Genomic DNA, 22542 nt, shown 5'->3' with positions numbered 1-22542 from the left:
GGGGATTTTGGGCAGGTCACGCAAGGGTTTCTTTTTGGTTGGCATACATGCACCTCTTACTCATGTTATGCCCGAACACAAAATTTCTGACACCCTCGCGCATACAACTTTCTAAACAATCAACAATCAACAATCAACAATCAACAATCAACAATCAACAATCAATATCTCACCCAGAAACCACCGGCTCACACCGAACCTCAGTCTTCACCGAGTTGGCAATAAAACACGCCTCATGCGCCATATGATGCAACCGCTCCAACTCCTCAACCCCAGGCCGCCGCTCCCCGGAAAATTCGACCACCGGCCGCAAGGTCACCACGGTCATGGCCATGCGCCCTGCCTCGTCGACCCCCATCACCCCCAAGGCATCATCAACATACCGCTCGACACAAAACCGCCGCTTGGCCGCCAGGGACAGGAACCACAGCATGTGGCAACTCGACAACGCCGCGACAAACGCCTCCTCAGGATCCACCGCCGAGGCATCCGACATCGGCAACGGCACCACATGGGGCGAGGAAGAGCCCGGCACTTCCACCCCACCATCGAAACGCCATACATGCCGCCGGCTGTAGCGGTTACCGAGAAAATCCTGCCCGTCACGGTTCCAGGTCACTTGTGCGGTGTACTGCGCCATCCGATATCTCCTTGATCAAATAAACACATTGTTCAGCGCTTGCGCGCACAGATGCCAAAGGCCATGTCGCCTATGTAGATGCCCCGCGACTGAAGTCGCTCGGCCTCCAGTCGCGCGTGCAGCGTATCGATCCCGACCTGCCTGGCCGTAGCCACGCCATGGGCGATGATCCGCGGCAGGCAGGCGCGAACGATATCGGCCAAGGGGTAGGCACTGTCGGGTGTCTGCACCAGGCACTCGGCGCGCAGGTCCTCGACCGCCAGCCCCGCCTCGCTGAACAGCCGATGCAGGTTGAAACCGATATGCAGGTCCGCCCCCTCGTGGGCCAGCATCCGTTGCAGCCATTGCTGGGCCTTGTGATGCAACGGGAAGGGCTCCAGGCTGGCCGGGGTGAGACTGCCGTCATGCTCCTGGAACACCATCAGCCCACCGGGCAGCAGGTGCCGGGCCAACAGGCGCAGGGCCTTGACCGGCTCCGCCTGGTACATCAGCACCCGACGCCCGACGATGGCGTCGAACAACCCCAGGGACTCGGGCAGTGCCTGCAGGTCAGCCTGCACGAACTCAGGTACCGCCGCACCCTTGGGTGTCGCGCGCTGGCGTGCGATTTCAAGGGCGCCCACCGCCTGGTCAACGCCGACCACCGCTCCATCTCCGTCCACCAGGTGAGCCAGCAGCCAGCTCACATCGCCGCTGCCGCATCCAACGTCGAGCACGCGCATGCCAGGGCCGATACCGGCATCGACCAGCAGGCGCGTGGTGAAATCCGCTTTCGCAAGTGCCATGCCATGCTCCTTCGCAGGTGCGCCAGTGTGCAGAGCAAAGGGCCTCGGATACAAGGCTGCCCTATGCTGAAGCCACCCACCTTCATCGAACCTGACCATGCCCACCACCACCGATCCCCTGCTGGACAGCTGGCGGCACAACGCCCAGGCCTGGATCGAGGCCGTACGCTCCGGCACCATCGCCTCCCGCCGCGAGGTCACCGACCAGGCGATACTGCTCGCCGTGCTCGCACGTCAGCCTGCCCGGGTGCTCGACCTGGGCTGCGGCGAGGGCTGGTTGCTGCGGGCCCTGGCGGCGAGAGGCATCGACGCGGTCGGTGTAGATGGCGATGGGACGCTGGTTGCCGCCGCGCACTCGGCGGGCTCACCGCAGGTTCACCTGGCCAGCTACCGGCAACTGGCCGAAGGCACGGTGGACATCGGCCACGGCTATGACCTGGTGTGCGCCAATTTCGCCCTCCTGCAACAGGACATCATCCCCCTGCTCTGCGCCATACGGGCCTTGCTGCTGCCCGGCGGCACGCTGCTGATCCAGACCCTGCACCCGTGGACGGCCGCCGCCGGCCACTACCAAGATGGCTGGCGCGAGGAGTCGTTCGCCGGTTTTGCCGGTGACTGGCGCCCCATGCCCTGGTACTTCCGCACCTTGGGCAGTTGGCTCAAAGCGCTGGAACTGGCCGGGTTCGGCCTGCTGGCGTTGCAGGAACCGCAGCATCCGCAGAGCCAGGTACCGCAATCCCTGCTGTTGACGGCGAAGCGGCTGGGCTGACGCACCTGCGGCTACTCGTCGCAGCCTTTTCCTACTTGGCAAATCCTGCACAGGCCTTAAAATCCCGCCTCCTTTTCGCCCGTCGCCCCAGCCGGTGGCAACCGCCCGCAAAGACAGCGTTCACGCCTCATCACATCGCGCATGTGCAACAGGCTCAACCGCCCCCGCCTGGCCTGCCTCTATCAGGTCTGCGGTTGAATCTTGCCAAGGTCGCAGCCCGCCCAGGTCGCACTGCACCGCGCCACGACCCAGCCCGTGCAGCCGAAAAGGCGCATCTGAGCTCTTTTCAACCTTGAGGTAACTATGTCTGTGCGTTTGCTGGCGATGGCGCTGGCACCCCTGCTCGGCCTGTTCATCATTGCCCTGGGCAATGGCGTGCTGTCTTCCCTGACCACCCTGCGCCTGGGCGCCGCCGGCGAATCGGCGACCACTATCGGCGTAGTCTCCTCGGCCTACTTTATCGGCCTGACCCTGGGGGCGATCTTCAACGACCGCCTGATCCTGCGCATCGGCCACATCCGCGCCTACAGCAGCTTCGCCGCCCTGATCGGCGCGACCATCCTGCTGCAGGGCCTGTTCTACGACACCACCTGGTGGTTCGCCCTGCGCCTGATCAACGGCTGGGCCGCGGTCGGGGTGTTCCTGGTGATCGAGAGCTGGCTGCTGCTGGCCGGCGACGCCAAGATCCGTGGGCGCCTCCTGGCGCTGTACATGATCGCCTTCTATGGCGCCGGGGTGATCGCCCAGGCTGGCCTGGGCGAAGTCACCGGCTGGGGCGAGACCGCGCCGTTCATGGTTGCCGGCATGCTCGCCACGCTGTCGGTGCTGCCGATCGTGATCCTGCCACGGGTATCACCGCTGCTGGACCAGGTGGAGCCGCTCAAGCCGCGGCAATTGCTGGGTGTAGCGCCGACCGGGCTGGTCGGCTGCTTCGGCTCGGGGGTCGCCATCGCCGGGATCTACGCCCTGTTGCCGCTGTACCTGCAACGCATCGGCCTGGATGTGGGCAAGGTCGGCGACATGATGGCCTGGGTGATCCTTGGCGCCATGCTGCTGCAGTACCCGGTCGGGCGCTGGTCGGATCGCAAGGACCGCCAGGACGTGCTGATCGCCCTGGCCGCCCTGTGCACCGTGCTGTCGGTGCTGATCGTGCTGCTGCCGGCCGACACCGTGCTGCTGCCAGCACTGCTGTTCCTGCTCGGCGGCGGTGTGTTCGCGCTGTATCCAGTGGCCGTCAGCAGCGCCGCCGACCGTGCCCCGGCCGACGCGCTGGTGCCGATGATCCAGGGGCTGCTGTTGATCAACTCGCTGGGCTCGGCCATGGCGCCGCTGGCCATTTCACCGATGATGACCGCCTACGGCGAGGCCGGTTTGTTCTGGGCCTTTGCTGCCATCAACCTGACAATGGTCGGTTTCTTCCTCTGGCGCCGTGGCAAGCGCCCGGCACCGGAGCACCCGGCGCCCTTCGCGCCGACCGCGACCTTCTCGCCGACCGGCGCGGAGCTGCGGGTGACCGAGGACCTGATGCACGCGGCCCAGGAGCACCCGACGCTGGAGGCGATGGACACCACGCATGACCAGCAGGCGCCGCGTCCCGAGACGCACTGACCGCTCATACCAAGGACCGCCCGTCGCTTGACGGGCACCTTGGCGCGGCTGTGGCGGCCCAACCATGACACGTCATCCGACAGGAGATTCATCATGGCCAATCCACGTCCCCTCGCCTTGTTGCTGGCTCTGCTGCTTGGTAGCGGCGCCACCCTGAGCCTTGCGGCAACCGACATGAACGGTGGCGGCAGCCACACCGAACGCTCAACCGACCAGGGCAAGACTGCCGGTGACGGCAGTAGCGTCAACAGCCCCGGTGGCAGCAAGGACAACGACAGCAGTGACACCGGCACCGATTCCGATGCTGCCGACGGCGCTGCCGGTGGCTCCAACAGCACCGGTGAAGCCACAGGCTCCGGGGCTGGAGCGTCGGGCGGCAGCGCCGAGGATCAAGACAGCCGTTGACCCGACTGTCTGTCAACGCCAGTAGCGGGGCTCATCCGCCACTCGCTGATGCTCGGCAAACAGCAGCGGCAGTTGTTCCTTGAGAAAATCCAGCCAGGTGCGCACCTTGGCGTCCAGAAAATGCCGCGACGGGTAGATCGCGTAGATCTCCCGTTGGCGCAGCCGATGCGGCGCCAGCAACCGGCACAGGCGCCCCTCCTCCATGGCCTGGCTGGCCGAATAGTAAGGCAACAGACCCACCCCCATGCCCAGCTCGGTGGCCTTGAGCATGGCGTCGGCGACGTTGGTGAGGAAGGTGTCCTGGGGCACGATCACACAGCTGTCGGAATGCCCCTCGAACGACCAGTCCTCCTCGAACAGCGGGTCGACCGTGCGCAGGCAGACATGCTCATGCAGGTCCTCAGGCCGCTCGGGCACGCCGTGGCGGGCCAGGTACTCGGGGGAGGCGCAGAGAATGCTGTGGATGCTGCCCAGCGGGATAGCGATCAGTTGCGAATCCGGCAGCCCCTGTCCGATGGTGATCACCACATCATGCCCCTCGGCCAGCGGGTCGGGGTTGCGCTGCGACAGCGTCAGTTCCATCACCACTTCCGGGCAAGTGGCGTTGTAGCGCGCCACCAGCGGCATCATCAGCAAGCCCAGGCCATGGGTGCAATGAAAACGCAAGTGGCCGCGAGGCGTGAGGTGGGCGCCACGGGCCTCGTCCACCGCCTCCTCGGTGAGCAGCATGATCTGTCGGGTACGCTCCAGAAACCGCTCCCCCGCCTCGCTCATGCGCAAGCGCCGGGTGGTGCGGTGCAGCAGGCGGGTCTGCAGCTGATTCTCAAGCTCCGCGACGATCCGCGACACCTGCGCCGCCGAAATGTCCAGGGCCTGGGCCGCCGCGGCGAAGCTGCCGCATTCAACTACCCGGGCGAAGGTTCGCATCGCATGCAACATGTCCATGGGCCGACACCCTCATTCATACATGAAAGGCAACAATCTATCACGGGATAGCCCATTTATTGTGAAACACAAATGAATGGATCATTAGGTTATCCGCACTGAATGAGGAGCCTGTCATGAACCGTTCCATCGCCCTGCTCGCCCTGAGCGCCACCCTCGCCTCGTTTGGCGCATTGGCCGACACCACCGCCAGCACCTACGAATACGGCATGCCGCTGGACATCGCCAAAGTCATCTCGATCACCCCGGCCAGCAACGACGCCGACTGCCAGGTGGGCACCGCGCACATGGTCTACGTCGACCACCAGGGCCAGACCCGCGAAGTCGACTACCGGCAGATGGGCAACTGCTCGCAGCTCTAAGCCCAGGGAAAAATACCAGCCATCTTGCTGAAAGTGCATTTGCCCGCCCGCGACACCGCCGCATGATCTGCCGGGACAACAACAAGAACGTCCCGGACCATGAATACGATCGATACCTCCACGGCCACGCCCGTGCGCGCCTGCGACGCCACCCATGCCCGCATCACCTGGCGGCTGATGCCGCTGCTGCTGGTGTGCTACCTGTTCGCCCATCTGGATCGCATCAATATCGGCTTCGCCAAGATGCAGATGAGCGCCGACCTGGGCTTTTCCGACACGGTCTACGGCCTGGGCGCCGGCCTGTTCTTCATCGCCTACGCGCTGTTCGGCGTGCCCAGCAACCTGGCCCTGGAGCGAATCGGGCCGCGGCGCTGGATCGCCACCCTGATGGTGGTCTGGGGCCTGTTGTCCACCGGCATGATGTGGGTGCAGGACGCTGCCGGCTTCTATACCTTGCGGTTTCTGCTGGGGGTGGCCGAAGCGGGCTTTTTCCCTGGCATCCTCGTGGTGCTCAACCGCTGGTACCCTGCGCGGCGGCGCGCGCAAGTCACCGCGTTGTTCGCCATTGCCGTGCCCCTCGCCGGGGTGGTCGGGGGGCCGTTGTCCGGCGGTATCCTCCAGGCCTTTCACGACCAGGGCGGCCTGCGCGGCTGGCAATGGATGTTCCTGATCGAGGGCCTGCCGGTGGTGCTGCTCGGACTGGTGGTGCTCAAGTGCCTGCCGGACAGCTTCGAGCAGGTCGCTTGGCTCGATGCCGGGCAAAAGCGCGCATTACGCGAAGAAATGACCGGCGAGGAGCGGCACAAACCCATCAGTTCGCTGCGCGGCCTGTTCGGCAACGCGCAGGTCTGGTTACTGGTGACGGTGTATTTCGCGGTGATGTTGGCGGTCAACACCCTGGCCTTCTGGATGCCCAGCTTGATCCACGGCGCCGGCATCGGCAGCGACGGCCAGGTCGGCCTGCTCAGCGCCATCCCCTACCTGGCCGGGTGCCTGTTCATGCTCGGTTGCGGGCGCTCCTCGGACCGCCGGCGCGAACGCCGCTGGCACCTGTGCGCGCCGCTGCTGATGGCCGCCGCCGGTATCGCCCTGGCCGGCTCGGCACCGGGCAATGCCTTGCTGGTGATGACCGGGCTGGTGGTTGCCGGCATGGGCGCCAGCGCCGCCCTGCCGATGTTCTGGCAACTGCCGCCGGCGTTCCTGGCAGGTAGCGCCCAGGCCGCCGGTATCGCCATGATCAGCTCGTTCGGCAGCATCGCCTCGTTCGCCGCGCCCTACCTGATCGGCTGGATGCGCGACAGCACCGCCAACCCGGGCCTGGCCCTGCAGGTACTGGCCGTGGCCATCGTGCTTGGGGGTGTGCTGGTGCTTAAGGTGCCAGCCAGCGTGGTCAACCCCAAGTAAGAGGCCTCAAGCCAGCAGGTCGCTGATCCAGCGTGCCTGGCGGGTCATCTCCCGCAGCTTGTCCTCGGGCACCGGTTGACGTGCCCGGGCGAAGTTGGCCAGGGTCTGTTGCTTCTGACGCAGCATACGCTGCCATTTGAACTGGAAGGCCGGGCTGCGCGCCTGCATCAGCAGCGGACCAAAATACAGCTCCTCAGCCGTGTAGGTGACCGCGTCGGCACGTTCGGCGACGATGATCTCGTAGTCGAAACGGTTTTCCCGCAGCACTTCCTCAGCGACGATCCGGTAGTCGTTGTCCATCAGCCACTGGCGCAACGCCGGCTCGCCGCCGTTGGGTTGCAGGACCAGGCGCTCGTGCCCGCCCAAGTCCTGTTTGCCGGCCTCGAGAATATCGCGAATGGTCTCGCCGCCCATGCCGCAGAGGGTGATCGCGGTGATGCCGTCACCCGGTTCGATGGCCGCAAGGCCGCTGGCATGACGCACGGTGATGCGATCCTCCAGGCCGTTCTCGCGCACGGTGCGTCGTGCAGCCTCGTAGGGCGTGAGCGCCACCTCGCCAGCCACCGCCGCGACAATCGCAGCGCGGCGCGCCAGCGCCACCGGCAGGTAGCCATGGTCCGAGCCGATATCGGCCAGGCGCGCCCCGGCCGGCACATGGGCGGCCACCCGTTCCAGACGCATGGACAATGTGTGTTCGTTCAACGCAAGCCTCTTCTGACAACCTGGGCCCGGCGCCAGTGGCCGGGTCGGGGCGCGATTCTGACCGCCCGCGGCACGCATTTCAAATACCCGCGACCGGCCGCCACGCCTCGACCAGCCCGACCCGCTCGCGTAGGCTTGGCGGTTTCCTTCCGTTGCAAGGCGAACCCCCATGGCAAACACCGACATTATCTACACCCCCGACCCGGACGCCGACTCGATCTCCTCGGACGTTGCCGAGTACAACGGCATCCTGGTCAGCACCCAGATCCCCGTGCAGGCCGACGGCAGCCTAAAGCTGGGCGATATCACCACCCAGTGCGAATGCACCCTGCAGGCGCTCAAGGTCGCCCTGGAGCGCGCCGGCAGTTCGATGGACCGGGTACTGCACCTGACCATCTACCTGACCGACATGGCCGACCGGGCGGCGTTCAACGAGGTGTACCAGCGGTTCTTCAAGAAGCCATGGCCGGTGCGCGCGGCGGTGGGCGTGGCTGCGCTGGCGTTCGAGGGGATGCGTGTGGAAGTGACGGCGATGGCGGCCAAGGGCTGATCGCCTCAAGTCGACTTTTCTTGCACTACGCCGCCTGCCAACTGCATCTGCTTGTCAGGCGGCGTGCCCCTCAAACCGAATTAGTAGTCAGGGTGCTCGTCCGACTAGCTCGTCTTCCTTGTGAGGCACCATCAGGTTGTCTTATAGACGCCCCTCTGGCGTTCAACTCCTGGACTTTCTCTGACCCCTTGCGAGCAAGTTCTTTATACTTCCCACTCAAGTCCCCAGCCATGGCATCGCTCATTTTGGAGGCACCAGCGGTCAGAAGATTGAGCACCGGTAGAACGATTTCCCCAACCGGATCAGATACGCCAGGGGCAGCTGGAATGATGTCGACAGCCTTGGCACTCATCTGAAGCTCGTTGTACGTACCGCCTGCCGCAACAGCAAATGCAACAGTACTGGTCACAGCGCCGAGTACAGCTTGTCCTACATCCCTTTTGGAAAGCGCCGGGAGATCCCTGACCGCTGCTGGATCTAGCGTCAGTGCCTTGGCTCTGTCCACGTTGTAACTGAACATGTTCCAAAGGGTCAGCAAGTGCTCATGCAACTTCCCTGACGCATACCCGCCAGCCGTGTACAACGCCACGTTCAACGTCGCGACACGCCCCGTTGGATCGTTCCGGTTAACAGGGTCACCCATGCAGTACGCGTAGACATTCAAGCCCCCCACCGCAAACGGACTCAATCGATCGGGCGAGTTAAACCGCATCAGCAAAGGATTAAAGGTCCGATGCCCATTGCCCAGGTGGTAATGGCCTGTCAGTGAGTCACGGGCCTGGCCGCAATAGGCCAAAACTGCTCCACGCTTATCAGAAACCGCCCCATACGGCGTGTAAGCCCTAGGCAGGCTGGAGCTCCCCAACACTGATCGCTGCTGGTCGATCACAGCCAAACGGTTGGAAGTCATCGCATAACCTTTCGCAGAAAGATTTTGGGCCCAACGCTATCACCACCGCGCCGCACGCATAACTGACAAAAATGCCAGGCCCACTACCACCGTTTGGGCAAGTTCATCAGTTATGGATGCCCCCGCCCCGATTCACCGTTACAATGCCCGCCTTACCGTGACAGCCCGAACCTATAACGACATGTCCCTTCCAAAGCACCACCTGGAACTGCTCAGCCCTGCCCGTGACGTGAGCATCGCCCGCGAAGCGATCCTGCACGGCGCCGACGCCATCTACATCGGCGGCCCGAGCTTCGGCGCGCGCCACAACGCCTGCAACGAGGTCAGTGATATCGCCGAACTGGTGGAGTTCGCCCGGCGCTACCATGCCCGCGTATTTACCACCATCAACACCATCCTCCACGACAACGAGCTGGAGCCTGCGCGCAAGCTGATCCATCAGCTGTACGACGCCGGTGTCGATGCGCTGATCGTGCAGGACCTGGGGGTGATGGAGCTGGATATCCCGCCGATCGAGCTGCACGCCAGCACCCAGACCGACATCCGCACCCTGGAGCGGGCCAAGTTCCTCGACCAGGCCGGTTTCTCCCAGCTGGTGCTGGCCCGCGAGCTGAACCTGCAGCAGATCCGCGCCATCGCCGCCGAGACAGACGCGGCCATCGAGTTCTTCATCCACGGCGCGCTGTGCGTGGCCTTCTCCGGCCAGTGCAACATCTCCCACGCCCAGACCGGTCGCAGCGCCAACCGTGGCGACTGCTCCCAGGCCTGCCGCCTGCCGTATACCCTCAAGGACGACCAGGGCCGCGTGGTGGCCTTCGAGAAGCACCTGCTGTCGATGAAGGACAACAACCAGACCGCCAACCTGCGCGACCTGGTCGATGCCGGCGTGCGCTCGTTCAAGATCGAGGGCCGCTACAAGGACGTGGCCTACGTGAAGAACATCACCGCCCACTACCGCAAGGAGCTCGACGCCATCCTCGAGGACCGCCCCGAGCTGGCCCGCGCCTCGAGTGGGCGTACCGAACACTTCTTCGTGCCGGACCCGGACAAGACCTTCCACCGCGGCAGCACCGACTACTTCGTCAGTGATCGCAAGATCGACATCGGCGCCTTCGACTCGCCGACCTTCACCGGCCTGCCGGTCGGCGTGGTGGAGAAAGTCGGCAAACGCGACCTGCTGGTGGCCACCGATGTGCCGCTGACAAACGGCGACGGCCTCAATGTGCTGGTCAAGCGTGAAGTCGTGGGCTTTCGCGCCAACATCGCCGAACTCAAGAGCGAATCCGAGGAAGACGGCCAGAAGCGCTACCGCTACCGTGTCGAGCCCAACGAGATGCCCGAGGGCCTGTACAAGCTACGCCCCAACCACCCGCTGTCGCGCAACCTCGACCACAACTGGCAGCAGGCGCTGCAGCGCACCTCCGCCGAGCGTCGGGTGGGTGTCGAGTGGCATGCGGTACTGCGCGAACAGCGCCTGATGCTCACCCTCAGCAGTGAAGAGGGTGTCAGTGTGCAAGTGGCCCTGGACGGGCCGTTCGGTGCAGCCAACAAGCCACAGCAGGCCCTGGACCAACTGCACGACCTGCTCGGCCAGCTGGGGACCACGATGTACCACGCCACGGCCATCGAGCTCGATGCCCCGCAGGCTTACTTCATCCCCAACTCGCAGCTCAAGGCCCTGCGCCGCGAAGCCATCGAGGCGCTGACCGAAGCCCGGGTCAAGGCGCACCCGCGTGGCGGACGCAAGGCCGAGACCACGCCACCGCCGGTGTATCCGGAGTCGCACCTGTCGTTCCTGGCCAACGTCTACAACCAGAAGGCCCGCGACTTCTACCACCGCCACGGCGTGCAGCTGATCGACGCGGCCTACGAGGCCCATGAAGAGCACGGCGAAGTGCCGGTGATGATCACCAAGCACTGCCTGCGCTTCTCCTTCAACCTGTGCCCCAAGCAGGCCAAGGGCGTGACCGGCGTACGCACCAAGGTGGCGCCGATGCAGCTGATCCAGGGTGACGAGGTGCTGACCCTGAAGTTCGACTGCAAACCCTGCGAGATGCATGTGATCGGCAAGATGAAGAGCCACATCATCGACCTGCCGACCCCGGGCAGCGCAGTGGCCCAGGTGGTTGGGCACATCAGCCCGGAAGACCTGCTCAAGACCATCCCACGCGCGCCGCACTGAAAGACGACCCGCCGTCGCTCCACGGGATTTCATCGGCGGCGGGTCTAGACTGAACAGGGGGCTGCCACACGTGGAGGTGTGAGATGAGCCAGTTCAAGCGATTGTTGGTCATGCTCGGCCCGCAGATGCGCCATACGCCTGCCCTGCAGCGCGCCGCGGCGCTGGCCGAATCCAGCGGGGCCCTGCTGGATCTCAACGTCTTCGTCGACGATGTCGACACCTTCGGCCTGATGAGCGACGGCCGCGAACGCGAACGCTTGCTCGAGGACAACCGCCAGTGGCTGGCTGACGAGGCCGAGCAACTGCGCAATGCCGGCCTGGATGTCTCCACCGAACTGCTGTTGACCCGCGACCCGTTGGGCAGCCTGCTGGAGCAGGTCGAGCGCCTGGGCTGCGACCTGCTGGTCAAGGACGTGCAGCATGAACCCATCCTCAAGCGCCTGCTGGTGACACCGCTGGACTGGCAACTGCTCAAGGACAGCCCGGTGGCGGTGCACCTGGTCAGCGATATCCGCTTGCCCCTGCCCCGACAGATCGCCGCGGCGGTCGACCTCAACAGCCATGGCACTGGCGAACACCTGGACGACCAGGTGATCCGTAGCGCCCACGCCCTGGCCCTGCAGTGCGACGCCGAGCTGCACCTGTTGCACGTATGCGATGCGGCCAGGACCCATATCGCCGATTTCGGCGCCGGGACCGTGACCATGCCAGGTTTCGACACCAGCGTGCGCACGGCCCAGCGCACGGCGTTCAACCGCCTGGGCGACCACTACCAGATCGACCTGGAGCGCCGCCACTTCCTCGAAGGACCGGCGGTCAAGGCGATCACCCAGTACATCGCCGACCACCGGGTGGATGTGATCGTCATGGGCAACCACCGGCACGATGCCTTGCAGGCATTTCTCGGCGGCACGACGGCGCATGTGCTGGAGCACCCGCTGTGCAATGTGCTGGCGATCAAGGCCGTGCGTTAACGACTAAAGCCCGCTCCCTCGCGGCAGGAGCGGGCTTGCCCGGCTCAGAAGGCTTTGCTGTAGAACAGCGAGTACGACTCGATCCCATCGTTAGGCTGCTTCAACCCGGCGTTGGAATAGTGCATCGCGCGAATACCGATCTTCTGCTCTGCCGGCAGTTTCAGGCCAAAACCGATCCGGTCCTCGAAGTTCACCGACGAACCCAGGCGCTGGTCGCCCACATCCGTCTTGGAGAATGCCGCCAGGCCGATCCCGGCCTCGATGAACGGGGTGTAGGTGAAGCCACTGAACTCATAGACGAACACCGGGCTGAACGACAGCGAATGGGCGCCGCTGGCCTCCCCGCCCTCCCAGTAGGTGTAGGCCGCGTCCCAGTAACCGGTCAGGTGACCAGTGCTGCTTTCCAGCCATTTCTTGTCCCAGTCGAACGACAACCCGATACGGTAGGTCATGTCACCCTGGCTAGTGGCGCCCACGGCACCGGATACTTGGGCGGCCTGGGCCAGGTTGGCGCCGGCGCATGCCAATACGGCGACAACCAACGCTGTGGCGAGACGGGTCTTCATTAAATGACTTCTCCTGATGGTCTTCACGGGCAGGCCCACGATCTTGCGCGTGCCTGCGGGCAAGTGGGGGCTGCGCCCCTCGTTGTGCACCGGCGACCCGGCACATCCAACCGGGTTACAAGTGGTAATACTTCTTCGATTATTGTCCGAATGAACAGAAAGTGGAAAGTGATTTGCCACTATTGTTTAAGGACACTGCGTTCCATTCAAGGGTTCATTCGTTTTGCGCCTCTTCGTGTTCGCCGCGAAGGCTCCTGCGCCTGCGAGATCGAGGGCAGCCCTCACTGGCTCAATCGCCTTGCGCCCAAAACACCTTGGAAGGGCTGACCCTCAGCGCCAGTTCAGATCAACCCGCGCCGGCGCCTTGCCGTCCACCGTCACCTGCTGCTGCACGGTCCGGCCATCGGCATTGCCGATCACCCGGTAGTGCCCCGCAGGCAACTGCACGAAGATCAGCGGCCCCACGTCCTGTAGCGCCAGCACCGATTGCCCCTGGGCCGACTGGATATCCAGCGCAGCACCGCTCTGGAACTTGCCGTCCGCTCCCGTCGAGAGGGTGATATGCAGGTCATAGCCGGGCGTGCGGCGCAGGGCATTGGCCTCGTCCTGGCCAATACCGCCTTGTAGGTAGCGGATGCCGTTCTGCTTCTGGGGTTGCTTCCGAGGCAGGGATTCGCATCGCCGCGCACCGTTAGTCCATCAGGGCGCGGGCAGCTCACGACGCTCTTCGAGCAGCTTGATGAACATGCTCAAACTGCGCGACACCGTGCCCCGCCGCCACACCAGCCAGGTCTTCAGGTAGCGGAAGTCCTCGGCCATCGGCCAGGCGCTAACCGTGCTGCACCCCGGCATGCTGTCAAGCATGCTGCGCGGCATCATCGCCAGACCCGCGCCGGCACTGACGCAGGCGAGCATGCCGTGGTACGACTCCATTTCGTGGATCTTGCCCGGCACCGCCTGGTCGTGGACGAACCAGCTCTCGAAATGGTGGCGGTACGAGCAGTTGGCGCGGAACGCGTAGATGCTCGACCCGTTGACATCACGGGCGCGGCTGACCGGCGGGTGGTTCAGCGGCGCGATGACCATCATCTCTTCCTCGAACACCGGCATGCCCTCGAGCGTCGGGTGCAGCACCGGGCCATCGACGAAGGCCGCCACCAGGCGTCCGGACAGCACGCCTTCGAGCATGGTCCCCGACGGGCCGGTGGACAGGTCCAGGTCGACCTTGGGGTAGCGCTGGTTGTACGCCGCCAGCAAGGCCGGGATGCGCACCGCCGCGGTGCTTTCCAGCGAACCCAGGGCGAAGGTGCCCTGGGGATCCTCGCCCGCCACGGTCAACCGCGCCTCGTGCACCAGGTCGAGGATGCGCCGGGTGTATTCAAGGAAGTTCCAGCCGGCCGGCGACAGGCGCAGGCGGCTTTTCTCGCGAATGAACAGCTCGACGCCCAGGTCTTCCTCCAACTGCTTGATGCGGGTGGTCAGGTTCGACGGTACCCGATGGATCTGCTGGGCGGCGGCGCTGATGCTGCCGTGCTCGGCCACGGCCTTGAACATCTCGAGTTGCACCAGGTCCACGATCATTCTCCAAACGTGAATGTTTCGCTCATTATTATTCAGTTTTCATTAAAGCGCGCCACCCCTAGTCTGGGCTCATCCGATCAAAACAACGAGAGTCCTGCCATGAGCGAGATCAGCAGCCTGACCCACGCCATTTCCGTCGATCCCTACAGCGGCGAACGGATCGGCCACTACGCCTTCGACACCGACGCCGCGCTGGACGCGGCGCTGCAACGCGCCAAGGCCGGCTACAACCAGTGGCGCAACGTGTCGCTGGGTCAGCGCAGCGAGTACCTGGTCGAGCTCGGGCGGGCCCTGCAGGCCAACGCCGAAGTCTTCGCCCAGATGATCGCCCGCGAGATCGGCAAGCCGATCAGCCAGGCACGTGGCGAAGTCAGCAAATGTGTCGGCCTGTGCCAGTGGTACGCCGAGCACGGTCCGGCCATGCTGGCGCCGGAGCCGACCCAGATCGAAAAAGCCCGCATCGAATACCGCCCGCTGGGCCCGATCCTCGCCGTGATGCCATGGAACTTCCCGGTCTGGCAGGTGCTGCGCGGCGCGGTACCGGCGCTGCTGGCGGGCAATACCTATGTGCTCAAACACGCGCCCAACGTAATGGGCAGCGCCTACCTGCTGGCCGACCTGTTCAAGCGCGCCGGCCTGCCTGAAGGCGTATTCGAGGTGATCAATGTCACCCCCGAAGGCGTCACCCGCGCCATCAACGACCCGCGCATCGCCGCTATCACCCTCACCGGTAGCGTGCGCGCCGGCATGGCCATTGGCGCGCAGGCCGGTGCGGCGCTTAAGAAGTGCGTGCTGGAGCTGGGCGGCTCCGATCCGTTCATCGTACTGGCCGATGCCGACCTCGATGCTGCCGTGAAGGCCGCCGTGATTGGCCGCTACCAGAACACCGGCCAGGTCTGCGCCGCCGCCAAGCGCCTGATCGTCGAAGAAAGCATTGTCGAGGCGTTCACCCACAAGTTCGTCGAGGCCACCCGTGCGCTGACCATCGGCAATCCGCTGGACGACGCCACCTACATCGGCCCGATGGCACGCTACGACTTGCGCGATGAACTCGATGGCCAGGTCCAGGCAACCCTTGCCGAAGGCGCCACCCTGCTGCTGGGGGGCAAGAAGGTCGAAGGCGCGGCCAACTTCTACGAGCCGACCGTGTTCGCCAACGTCACTCCGGACATGACCGCGTTCAAACAGGAGCTGTTCGGCCCGGTGGCGGCGATCATCAGCGCTCGTGACGCCGAGCACGCGGTGGCGCTGGCCAACGACAGCGAGTTCGGCCTGGCCGCGACCATCTACACCGCCGACTACGCCTTGGCCGAGCGCATGACCGCTACGCTGGACACCGGCGGCGTGTTCATCAACGGCTACTGCGCATCCGACCCCCGTGTGGCGTTCGGTGGCGTGAAGAAAAGTGGCTTTGGCCGCGAGCTGTCGCACTTCGGCGTGCGCGAGTTCACCAATGCCCAGACGGTGTGGCTGGATCGCAACTGATCTGGCGGCTTGCCCCCGCTGCCGAGCGGGGGCAAGAAACTTCGAAACCGCGAGCGCGCTGCCGGCCGGTCAGCCCCTGCCGCGCCGAAGCGTCTCACTGGGCAGTTCGTGAAACAGCTGCCGGTAGCTTTCGGAAAACCGCCCCAGGTGCCAGAACGACCAACGCATCGCCACCTCGGCAACGGTCGCGTCCCCCACCAGCAGGTCACGCCGCGCGCCGTTCAGACGACGCAGGCGCAACCACTGCGCCGGTGGCAGGTTGGTGAAACCCTTGAAGGCTTGCTGCAACTGACGCACGGAAACACCGGCAACCTTGGCCAACTGCAGCAGATTGAGGGTTTCGTCGGGGCAGTCGGCGGCCCACTCGCTGACCCGACGCATGATCGCCCGTTCCTCGTCGCGCCGCCCCAACGCATCCCCCTGCAGATGCTGCCCGGCGTTGTCGAGGATGAACAGGCAGTCCTCCAGCAACTGCTCGCCCAACGCCCCGCCTTCCAGCGGGCAATCGGCCTGGCCCAAGCGGGTCAGCGTGGCGCTCAGCCAGTTGCCGAACAAAGCATTTTGCTGGCAGCTCAGTGGCACCATGAACAAGCCGCGCAGGCGTTCCAGGTCGAGGCCATGGCTGGCCAAAAACGGCTGCTCGAACACCACCGCCACCTCCTGGTAGTTCTCCGGGGTGATCCAGATATTGCGGCTGTCTTCGTTGAGTAGATAGAGGCTGTTTTCGCTGCGGTCGAAGCAGAACGCCAGGGCGCCGCTGGGCGCGCGAAAGAACTGCTCGACCCGGGTATTCAGGCGCTCCTCGTACACCTCCACGCCATCGAGGCCAAGCCAGCGCAACTGACCGTTGAAATGCCCGGGGGACATCTGCCGGTATTGCTGCTGCCAGCCAGGGGTGGCGCGGGTCTGTTCGGTCACATCGGTGGTGCGGTAATCCTGGACCTGCAAGGCGGTTGGCGTTGTCACGCGCTGTCCTAGATGCACTCTTTTGGTGCATTGCTTGTCGAAAAAAGTGGATAGATCGCCGCGGAGGCTGCGACCAAGATAGTCCTCAGCGTCACCTGTGGGAAGTGCCCTGCGGCGATGAACGCCTTGCGTCCCACCACAACTACCCAACCAAGAGGTTTGTATGAACGCCCCCTTCGATCAGCTGTCCACCTGGCTGAAAGAACACCGGATCACCGAAGTCGAATGCGTGATCAGCGACCTGACCGGCATCGCCCGCGGCAAGATCGCCCCGACCGCCAAGTTCCTCCACGAGCGCGGCATGCGCCTGCCGGAGAGCGTGCTGCTGCAGACCGTCACCGGCGACTACGTCGACGACGACATCTATTACAGCCTGCTCGACGCCGCCGACATCGACATGGTCTGCCGCCCCGATCCCACGGCGGTGTACCAGATCCCGTGGGCCATCGAACCGACCGCGATCGTCATCCACGACACCTTCGACAAGCAGGGCAACCCCATCGAGCTGTCGCCGCGCAACGTGCTGAAGAAGGTCCTCAAGCTGTATGCCGACAAGGGCTGGCAACCGATCGTCGCGCCGGAGATGGAGTTCTACCTGACCCAGCGCTGCGAAGACCCGGACTTGCCTTTGCAGGTGCCGCTGGGCCGCTCGGGTCGCGCCGAGAGTGGCCGCCAGTCATTCTCCATCGATGCCGCCAACGAATTCGACCCGTTGTTCGAGGACGTCTACGACTGGTGCGAAATCCAGGGCCTGGACCTGGACACGCTGATCCACGAGGACGGCCCGGCGCAAATGGAGATCAACTTCCGACACGGCGACGCCCTGGACCTGGCCGACCAGATCACCGTGTTCAAACGCACGATGCGCGAGGCGGCGCTCAAGCACAACGTCACCGCCACCTTCATGGCCAAGCCGATCACCGACGAGCCGGGCAGCGCCATGCACCTGCACCAGAGCGTGGTCGACATCGCCACCGGCAAGCCGATCTTCGCCAATGACGACGGCAGCATGAGCGAGCTGTTCCTGCACCATATCGGCGGCCTGCAAAAATACATTCCCAAGCTGCTGCCGATGTTCGCGCCGAACGTCAACTCGTTCCGTCGTTTCCTGCCCGACACCTCGGCGCCGGTGAACGTCGAGTGGGGCGAGGAAAACCGCACCGCCGGGCTGCGCGTGCCGACCTCCAGCCCCGAAGCGATGCGCGTGGAGAACCGCCTGCCGGGCGCCGACGCCAACCCCTACCTGGCCATCGCCGCGAGCCTGTTGTGCGGCTATATCGGCATGGTCGAAAAACTCGAGCCCAGCGCCCCGGTGCAGGGCCGCGCCTACGAGCGACGCAATCTGCGCCTGCCGATCACCATCGAAGATGCGCTGCAGCACATGGAAGACTGCGAAAAGGTCCAGCAGTACCTGGGGCAGCAGTTCGTCCAGGGCTATGTTGCGGTCAAGCGTGCCGAGCATGAGAACTTCAAGCGCGTCATCAGCTCGTGGGAGCGGGAGTTCCTGCTGCTCAGCGTGTGATCCGCCTTGGGGGTACCGTGCCCCCCTTCACTGACAAGCCCGCTCCCACACCAGCAACACCATTGCTGTGGGAACCGGCTTGCCGGCGATGGGCTGCAAAGCAGCCCCTACACCACCGAATTCGAAGAACAAGACCAACGAGGTGTCGACATGCGTTATCCGCAAGCTTTGATCCCCGCAACCTTCGCCCTGCTGTTCGGCGCCGCCGTCCAGGCCCAGCCGACGGTGAGCGTGTACAACTGGACCGACTACATCGGTGACACCACCCTGGCCGACTTCCAGGCCAGCAGCGGGATCAAGGTGGTCTATGACGTGTTCGATTCCAACGAAACCCTGGAGGGCAAGCTGCTGGCCGGGCGCACCGGCTACGACGTGGTCGTGCCCTCCAACCATTTCCTTGCGCGCCAGGCCCAGGCCGGCGCGTTCCTGCCGCTGGATCGCAGCAAGCTGCCGAACTGGCAGCACCTGGACCCGCAGCTGCTCAAGCAGCTGGAGCAGAACGACCCGGGCAACCAGTACGCCGTACCGTACCTCTGGGGCACCAATGGCATCGGCTATAACGTCGACAAGGTCAAGGCGGTGCTGGGCATCGACAAGATCGATTCCTGGGCGGTGCTGTTCGAAGCCGAGAACCTGAAAAAGCTCAAGCAGTGCGGCGTGGCATTCATGGACTCGCCGGACGAACTGTTCCCGGCCATCCTCAACTACCTGGGCATGAACCCGCGCAGCGAGAAGGCCGACGACTACCGCAAGGCCGAGGCCCGCCTGCTGGAGCTGCGCCCCTATATCACCTACTTCCACTCCTCCAAGTACGTCTCGGACCTGGCCAATGGTGATGTCTGCATCGCCTTCGGCTATTCCGGCGACGTGCTGCAGGCCGCCCACCGCGCCGAGGAGGCTGGCAATGGTGTCAAGGTCGCCTACAGCATTCCCAAGGAAGGCAGCAACCTGTGGTTCGACCTGCTGGCCATCCCCAAGGACGCCAAGAACCCCGAGCAGGCCCTGGCCTTCATCAACTACCTGCTCGACCCCAAGGTGATCGCCAAGGTCAGCGCCACGGTCGGCTATGCCAACGCCAACCCGGATGCCAAGGCCGACATGGACCCGGCGCTGGTGAACAACCCCGAGATCTATCCGCCCCAGGACGTGCTGGACAACCTGTATGTTTCGACCATGCAGAGCCCCGCGATCCTGCGGCAGATGACCCGCTCCTGGAGCAAGATCAAGTCCAATCGCTGAGCCGAGCCCACCCATGCCACAGATGAACGAACACACCGCCTCCTACTACGCCGCCTCGGCGCGCCAGACGGCCACCTACCCTGCGCTCGACCAGGACCTGCAGGCCGATGTCTGCGTGGTCGGCGGTGGCCTGACTGGGGTCAACGCCGCCCTGGAACTGGCCGAGCGCGGCCTCTCGGTGATCCTGCTGGAAGCGCGCCGCATCGGCTGGGGCGCCAGCGGGCGCAACGGCGGCCAACTGATCCGCGGCATCGGCCATGACGTCTCCGGTTTCGCCCGCCACGTCGGCCAGGACGGCGTGCGCTACCTCCAGCAGGCCGGCATCGATTCGGTGGCCCTGGTGGCCAATCGCATCGAGCAGTACGGTATCGAATGCGACCTGCGCTGGGGCTTCTGCGAGCTGGCCAACACCCCCGCCCAGTTCGCCGCCTTCGAAGACGAGCAGCGCGACCTGGCCGAACTGGGTTATCGCCACGAAACCCGCCTGGTCAACCCCGATCGCATGCACGAGATCGTCGCCAGCGACCTGTACGCCGGCGGCCTGGTGGACATGGGCTCGGGCCACCTGCACCCGCTCGACCTGGTCCAGGGCGAGGCCCGCGCCGCCCTCGGCCTTGGCGTACGGATCTTCGAGCAAAGCCCGGTGCTGCGCATCGAGCATGGCCGAACGGTGACGCTGCACACTGCCCGGGGCAAGGTGCGCGCCCAGAGCCTGATCCTGGGTTGCAACGCCCATCTCGACGAACTGGAACCGCGCCTGTGCGGCAAGGTGCTGCCGGCCGGCAGCTACGTGGTGGCCACCGAGCCCTTGCCCGAGGCCCTGGCGCGTACGCTGATCCCAAGGAACATGGCGCTGTGCGACCAGAAGGTGGGGCTGGACTATTACCGGCTGACTGCCGATCGCCGCCTGCTGTTTGGCGGCGCCTGTCACTACTCCGGGCGCGACCCCAAGGACATCGGCGCCTACATGCGGCCCAAGGTGCTCAAGGTGTTCCCGCAACTGGCCGAGGTGCGCCTGGACTACCAGTGGGGCGGCATGATCGGCATCACCGCCAACCGTTTCCCCCAGGTCGGCCGCCTCGGCCAGCACCCCAACGTGTTCTATGCCCAGGGCTATTCCGGGCATGGCCTGAACGTCACCCACTGGACCGCGAAGCTGCTCGCCGAGGCCATCGCCACCGAGCACAGCCAGGGGTTCGACGTGTTCAGCGCGGTGCCGCACCTGACCTTCCCCGGCGGCAAGGCACTGCGCTCGCCTCTGCTGGCGCTGGGCATGCTGTGGTACCGGTTGCGCGAGGCGCTGGGCTGACAACCCTGCTTCAGAGGATGGCCTGCAGCCCCTTGTCGGCAATGATGTTCAGTAGCTTCAAGGCGGGCCCTGCCGGGCGTGTTTCGCCCTGCTCCCACTTGCGTACCGTCGATGCGCTGGTGTGCAGGTGGAGGGCGAACACCGGTTGGCTGAAGTTCAGCGCTTCGCGCAGGTGGCGGATGTCCTGGGCGCTGAATGCCCGCACCGGGGCCGGACAGATCGCCTCGAAGTCGCGCAACGTGACCTTGCCGACGGCACCTGCCTGCTCGAGGTCCGAGAGGTCGACGCGTAGTGATTCAATGAGCTTGCTGGTCACAGTGGACCTCCATCAATACGCCACAACCCAATGCCTTGGCCAGGGCGTGGGGTGACAATTTCAGAAAGACCCTGCCGGCGAACTGAAGCGCTTTCTGCTCGGCCGGCGTGACATTGGCCATGTCGCTCTTGGCGAACCCATGAAGGAACACGTAGCGACTGCCGATGCGAGCCGACAGCAGTGTTCGGTAGCCTCCCCGCTTGCCGCTGCACAGGCCCGCAACACGTTTCTTGAACAGCAAGCAACCAAGGCTCGCGTCAACCAGCCCACTCTGCATTTCCAGGACAGCGCGGCAGCGCAGGTGGTCTGGTACGCACTCCTTGAGTTGCCAGCGGGCAAACTCCCTTCGCTTGTAGACATCCATGGCCGGCACTCCTAAACATACCCGTAAAGGGCATACTTTTCCAGCTTCAAAGACCAATGGATAGTCGGCGCACTCAGACAGCGCCGTAGGAAACGGCAACCGTCAACACCTGACCGCTGGCCTTCGGCCAACCACCTGCTAGCGTTGTTCTGGCCACTTCCCTCATGGACCTCGTCATCATGAAGCACCTGCCTCGCACCACCCTGCTGTGCGCTGCTCTGCTGGCCTTGGTTGCCTGCTCCAGCAACCGTGTCGATCCCAAGGACTATTCCGGTTTCCTGAAGGACTACAGTCGCCTGAAGCCCGCCGAGAGCGTCTCCGGCGCGCCAGTGATGCGCTGGATCGACCCGGACGTGAAGGCCAGCCAGTACACCCAGGTGTTCATCGAGCCGAGCCAGTTCTATCCCAAGCCACAGCCGACCAATGTGATCTCGGCGCAGACCCTGCAGGCGATCACCCGCTACTTCAACGAAGCCATGCGCCGCGAACTGGGCAGCGTGCTCACCCTGGTCAAGGAGCCTGGCCCGAACACCATCGTGGTGCGCCCGGCGATCACCGCGGTGTCCACCAGCACCGAAGGCCTCAAGCCCTACGAGGTGATCCCGATCGCCCTGGTGGCCGCGGCGGTCAACACCGCCGCCGGCGGTCGCGACCAGGCCGTGGACATCGCCGTGGAGGCCGCTTTCCTCGATGGCGGCAGCCAGAACGTGCTGGCCCAGGTGGTGCGCAAGGGCAGCGGCAAGGCGCTGGAGAACGACAGCACGCAACTGACCCTGAACGACGTCAAGCCGGTGCTTGATGGCTGGGCCAGCGACATGCGCCGCAGCTTCGTGGCGTTGCAGCAGAAGTCGAAGTGAGGCGGTCCGCCCTGTAGAGCTCATCGCGGGACAAGCCGGTTCTCACGGGGCGGGAGCCGGCTTGCAGACCTGGATGTCACCACTCGTCGGACATAATGCAA

At 64.6% G+C, this 22542-nt stretch carries 23 protein-coding genes and 1 pseudogene; 13 read left to right on the top strand and 11 right to left on the bottom strand.

What is annotated here, in order from left to right; translation table 11 throughout:
• Positions 1-169: 169 nt before the first annotated feature.
• Positions 170-640 (bottom strand): OsmC family protein, encoded by a 471-nt coding sequence (locus tag AC25MA_RS07560; protein WP_182322715.1) that lies wholly within the window; start codon positions 638-640, stop codon positions 170-172.
• Between the two features lie 32 nt (positions 641-672).
• The gene (locus tag AC25MA_RS07555; RefSeq protein WP_486971915.1) at positions 673-1425 is read right to left on the bottom strand and encodes a methyltransferase domain-containing protein; all 753 of its coding nucleotides are present in this window, start codon (positions 1423-1425) and stop codon (positions 673-675) included.
• 97 nt (positions 1426-1522) lie between these two features.
• On the opposite strand from AC25MA_RS07555, the gene AC25MA_RS07550 reads away from it, so the two are divergent.
• The 3 genes from AC25MA_RS07550 (at position 1523) to AC25MA_RS07540 (ending at position 4207) form a co-directional block, all read left to right on the top strand.
• Complete coding sequence (locus tag AC25MA_RS07550) at positions 1523-2194, top strand: class I SAM-dependent methyltransferase (RefSeq protein ID WP_069017660.1); 672 nt, start codon at positions 1523-1525, stop codon at positions 2192-2194.
• A gap of 303 nt (positions 2195-2497) precedes the next feature.
• A complete protein-coding gene (locus tag AC25MA_RS07545; RefSeq protein ID WP_207851302.1) occupies positions 2498-3802 on the top strand; it encodes an MFS transporter in 1305 nt (434 codons plus the stop codon).
• Between the two features lie 93 nt (positions 3803-3895).
• Positions 3896-4207, top strand: coding sequence for a hypothetical protein (locus tag AC25MA_RS07540; protein WP_028689503.1), 312 nt, complete (start codon positions 3896-3898; stop codon positions 4205-4207).
• A gap of 12 nt (positions 4208-4219) precedes the next feature.
• On the opposite strand, the gene AC25MA_RS07535 is transcribed toward AC25MA_RS07540, so the two are convergent.
• The gene (locus AC25MA_RS07535) at positions 4220-5152 is read right to left on the bottom strand and encodes a LysR family transcriptional regulator (RefSeq protein WP_028689502.1); all 933 of its coding nucleotides are present in this window, start codon (positions 5150-5152) and stop codon (positions 4220-4222) included.
• Between the two features lie 116 nt (positions 5153-5268).
• Here AC25MA_RS07535 and AC25MA_RS07530 point away from each other — a divergent pair, with 116 nt between their 5' ends.
• Positions 5269-5514, top strand: a complete 246-nt coding sequence (locus AC25MA_RS07530; protein WP_028689501.1) for a DUF2790 domain-containing protein — start codon at positions 5269-5271, stop codon at positions 5512-5514.
• A 99-nt stretch (positions 5515-5613) separates the two neighbouring features.
• Positions 5614-6918, top strand: a complete 1305-nt coding sequence (locus tag AC25MA_RS07525; RefSeq protein ID WP_486971914.1) for an MFS transporter — start codon at positions 5614-5616, stop codon at positions 6916-6918.
• Between the two features lie 6 nt (positions 6919-6924).
• Here the strand turns inward: AC25MA_RS07525 and AC25MA_RS07520 are convergent, their stop codons facing one another.
• Positions 6925-7620 (bottom strand): tRNA (adenine(22)-N(1))-methyltransferase, encoded by a 696-nt coding sequence (locus AC25MA_RS07520; RefSeq protein ID WP_486971913.1) that lies wholly within the window; start codon positions 7618-7620, stop codon positions 6925-6927.
• 169 nt (positions 7621-7789) lie between these two features.
• On the opposite strand from AC25MA_RS07520, the gene AC25MA_RS07515 reads away from it, so the two are divergent.
• Positions 7790-8170 (top strand): RidA family protein, encoded by a 381-nt coding sequence (locus AC25MA_RS07515; protein WP_486971912.1) that lies wholly within the window; start codon positions 7790-7792, stop codon positions 8168-8170.
• A 70-nt stretch (positions 8171-8240) separates the two neighbouring features.
• Here AC25MA_RS07515 and AC25MA_RS07510 read toward each other — a convergent pair whose 3' ends face one another.
• A complete protein-coding gene (locus AC25MA_RS07510; RefSeq protein WP_486971911.1) occupies positions 8241-9080 on the bottom strand; it encodes an RHS repeat-associated core domain-containing protein in 840 nt (279 codons plus the stop codon).
• Between the two features lie 181 nt (positions 9081-9261).
• Here AC25MA_RS07510 and AC25MA_RS07505 point away from each other — a divergent pair, with 181 nt between their 5' ends.
• Complete coding sequence (locus AC25MA_RS07505; protein WP_028689497.1) at positions 9262-11262, top strand: peptidase U32 family protein; 2001 nt, start codon at positions 9262-9264, stop codon at positions 11260-11262.
• An 83-nt stretch (positions 11263-11345) separates the two neighbouring features.
• Complete coding sequence (locus AC25MA_RS07500; RefSeq protein ID WP_028689496.1) at positions 11346-12236, top strand: universal stress protein; 891 nt, start codon at positions 11346-11348, stop codon at positions 12234-12236.
• Between the two features lie 44 nt (positions 12237-12280).
• On the opposite strand, the gene AC25MA_RS07495 is transcribed toward AC25MA_RS07500, so the two are convergent.
• From AC25MA_RS07495 to ptrR, 3 genes and pseudogenes are all read right to left on the bottom strand, one after another.
• The gene (locus tag AC25MA_RS07495; protein WP_028689495.1) at positions 12281-12802 is read right to left on the bottom strand and encodes an acyloxyacyl hydrolase; all 522 of its coding nucleotides are present in this window, start codon (positions 12800-12802) and stop codon (positions 12281-12283) included.
• Between the two features lie 330 nt (positions 12803-13132).
• A pseudogene (locus tag AC25MA_RS07490) lies at positions 13133-13459 on the bottom strand (carboxypeptidase regulatory-like domain-containing protein); the annotation flags it as partial.
• 42 nt (positions 13460-13501) lie between these two features.
• Entirely contained in the window at positions 13502-14377 is an 876-nt protein-coding gene (gene ptrR, locus AC25MA_RS07485; RefSeq protein WP_028689494.1) for a putrescine utilization regulator PtrR, read from the bottom strand.
• A gap of 105 nt (positions 14378-14482) precedes the next feature.
• On the opposite strand from ptrR, the gene AC25MA_RS07480 reads away from it, so the two are divergent.
• Positions 14483-15868: an aldehyde dehydrogenase family protein gene (locus AC25MA_RS07480; protein WP_028689493.1), complete on the top strand. Its 1386-nt coding sequence runs from the start codon at positions 14483-14485 to the stop codon at positions 15866-15868.
• Between the two features lie 69 nt (positions 15869-15937).
• Here the strand turns inward: AC25MA_RS07480 and AC25MA_RS07475 are convergent, their stop codons facing one another.
• Positions 15938-16834 carry a helix-turn-helix domain-containing protein gene (locus AC25MA_RS07475; RefSeq protein ID WP_028689492.1) on the bottom strand — a complete coding sequence of 299 codons (897 nt, stop codon included), beginning with the start codon at positions 16832-16834 and terminating at the stop codon, positions 15938-15940.
• Between the two features lie 163 nt (positions 16835-16997).
• On the opposite strand from AC25MA_RS07475, the gene AC25MA_RS07470 reads away from it, so the two are divergent.
• The 3 genes from AC25MA_RS07470 (at position 16998) to AC25MA_RS07460 (ending at position 20904) form a co-directional block, all read left to right on the top strand.
• Positions 16998-18356 carry a glutamine synthetase family protein gene (locus tag AC25MA_RS07470; RefSeq protein WP_028689491.1) on the top strand — a complete coding sequence of 453 codons (1359 nt, stop codon included), beginning with the start codon at positions 16998-17000 and terminating at the stop codon, positions 18354-18356.
• A 150-nt stretch (positions 18357-18506) separates the two neighbouring features.
• On the top strand, positions 18507-19595 hold the full coding sequence (locus AC25MA_RS07465; RefSeq protein WP_028689490.1) for a polyamine ABC transporter substrate-binding protein: 1089 nt from the start codon (positions 18507-18509) through the stop codon (positions 19593-19595).
• Between the two features lie 13 nt (positions 19596-19608).
• Positions 19609-20904, top strand: a complete 1296-nt coding sequence (locus AC25MA_RS07460) for an NAD(P)/FAD-dependent oxidoreductase (RefSeq protein WP_028689489.1) — start codon at positions 19609-19611, stop codon at positions 20902-20904.
• A gap of 10 nt (positions 20905-20914) precedes the next feature.
• Here AC25MA_RS07460 and AC25MA_RS07455 read toward each other — a convergent pair whose 3' ends face one another.
• A complete protein-coding gene (locus AC25MA_RS07455) occupies positions 20915-21220 on the bottom strand; it encodes a helix-turn-helix domain-containing protein (RefSeq protein WP_028689488.1) in 306 nt (101 codons plus the stop codon).
• Positions 21201-21584, bottom strand: coding sequence for a type II toxin-antitoxin system RelE/ParE family toxin (locus tag AC25MA_RS07450; RefSeq protein WP_028689487.1), 384 nt, complete (start codon positions 21582-21584; stop codon positions 21201-21203). Before AC25MA_RS07450 ends, AC25MA_RS07455 begins: the two co-directional genes overlap by 20 nt.
• Positions 21585-21763: 179 nt before the next feature.
• Between AC25MA_RS07450 and AC25MA_RS07445 the strand changes: the two genes are divergently transcribed.
• Positions 21764-22441, top strand: a complete 678-nt coding sequence (locus AC25MA_RS07445; protein WP_028689486.1) for a DUF3313 domain-containing protein — start codon at positions 21764-21766, stop codon at positions 22439-22441.
• Positions 22442-22542 lie beyond the last annotated feature (101 nt).

The sequence above is a fragment of the Pseudomonas sp. P65(2024) genome (assembly GCF_057480955.1).
The sequence above is the reverse complement of the archived record's forward strand: the minus strand, read 5'-3'. Positions and strand labels throughout refer to the sequence as shown.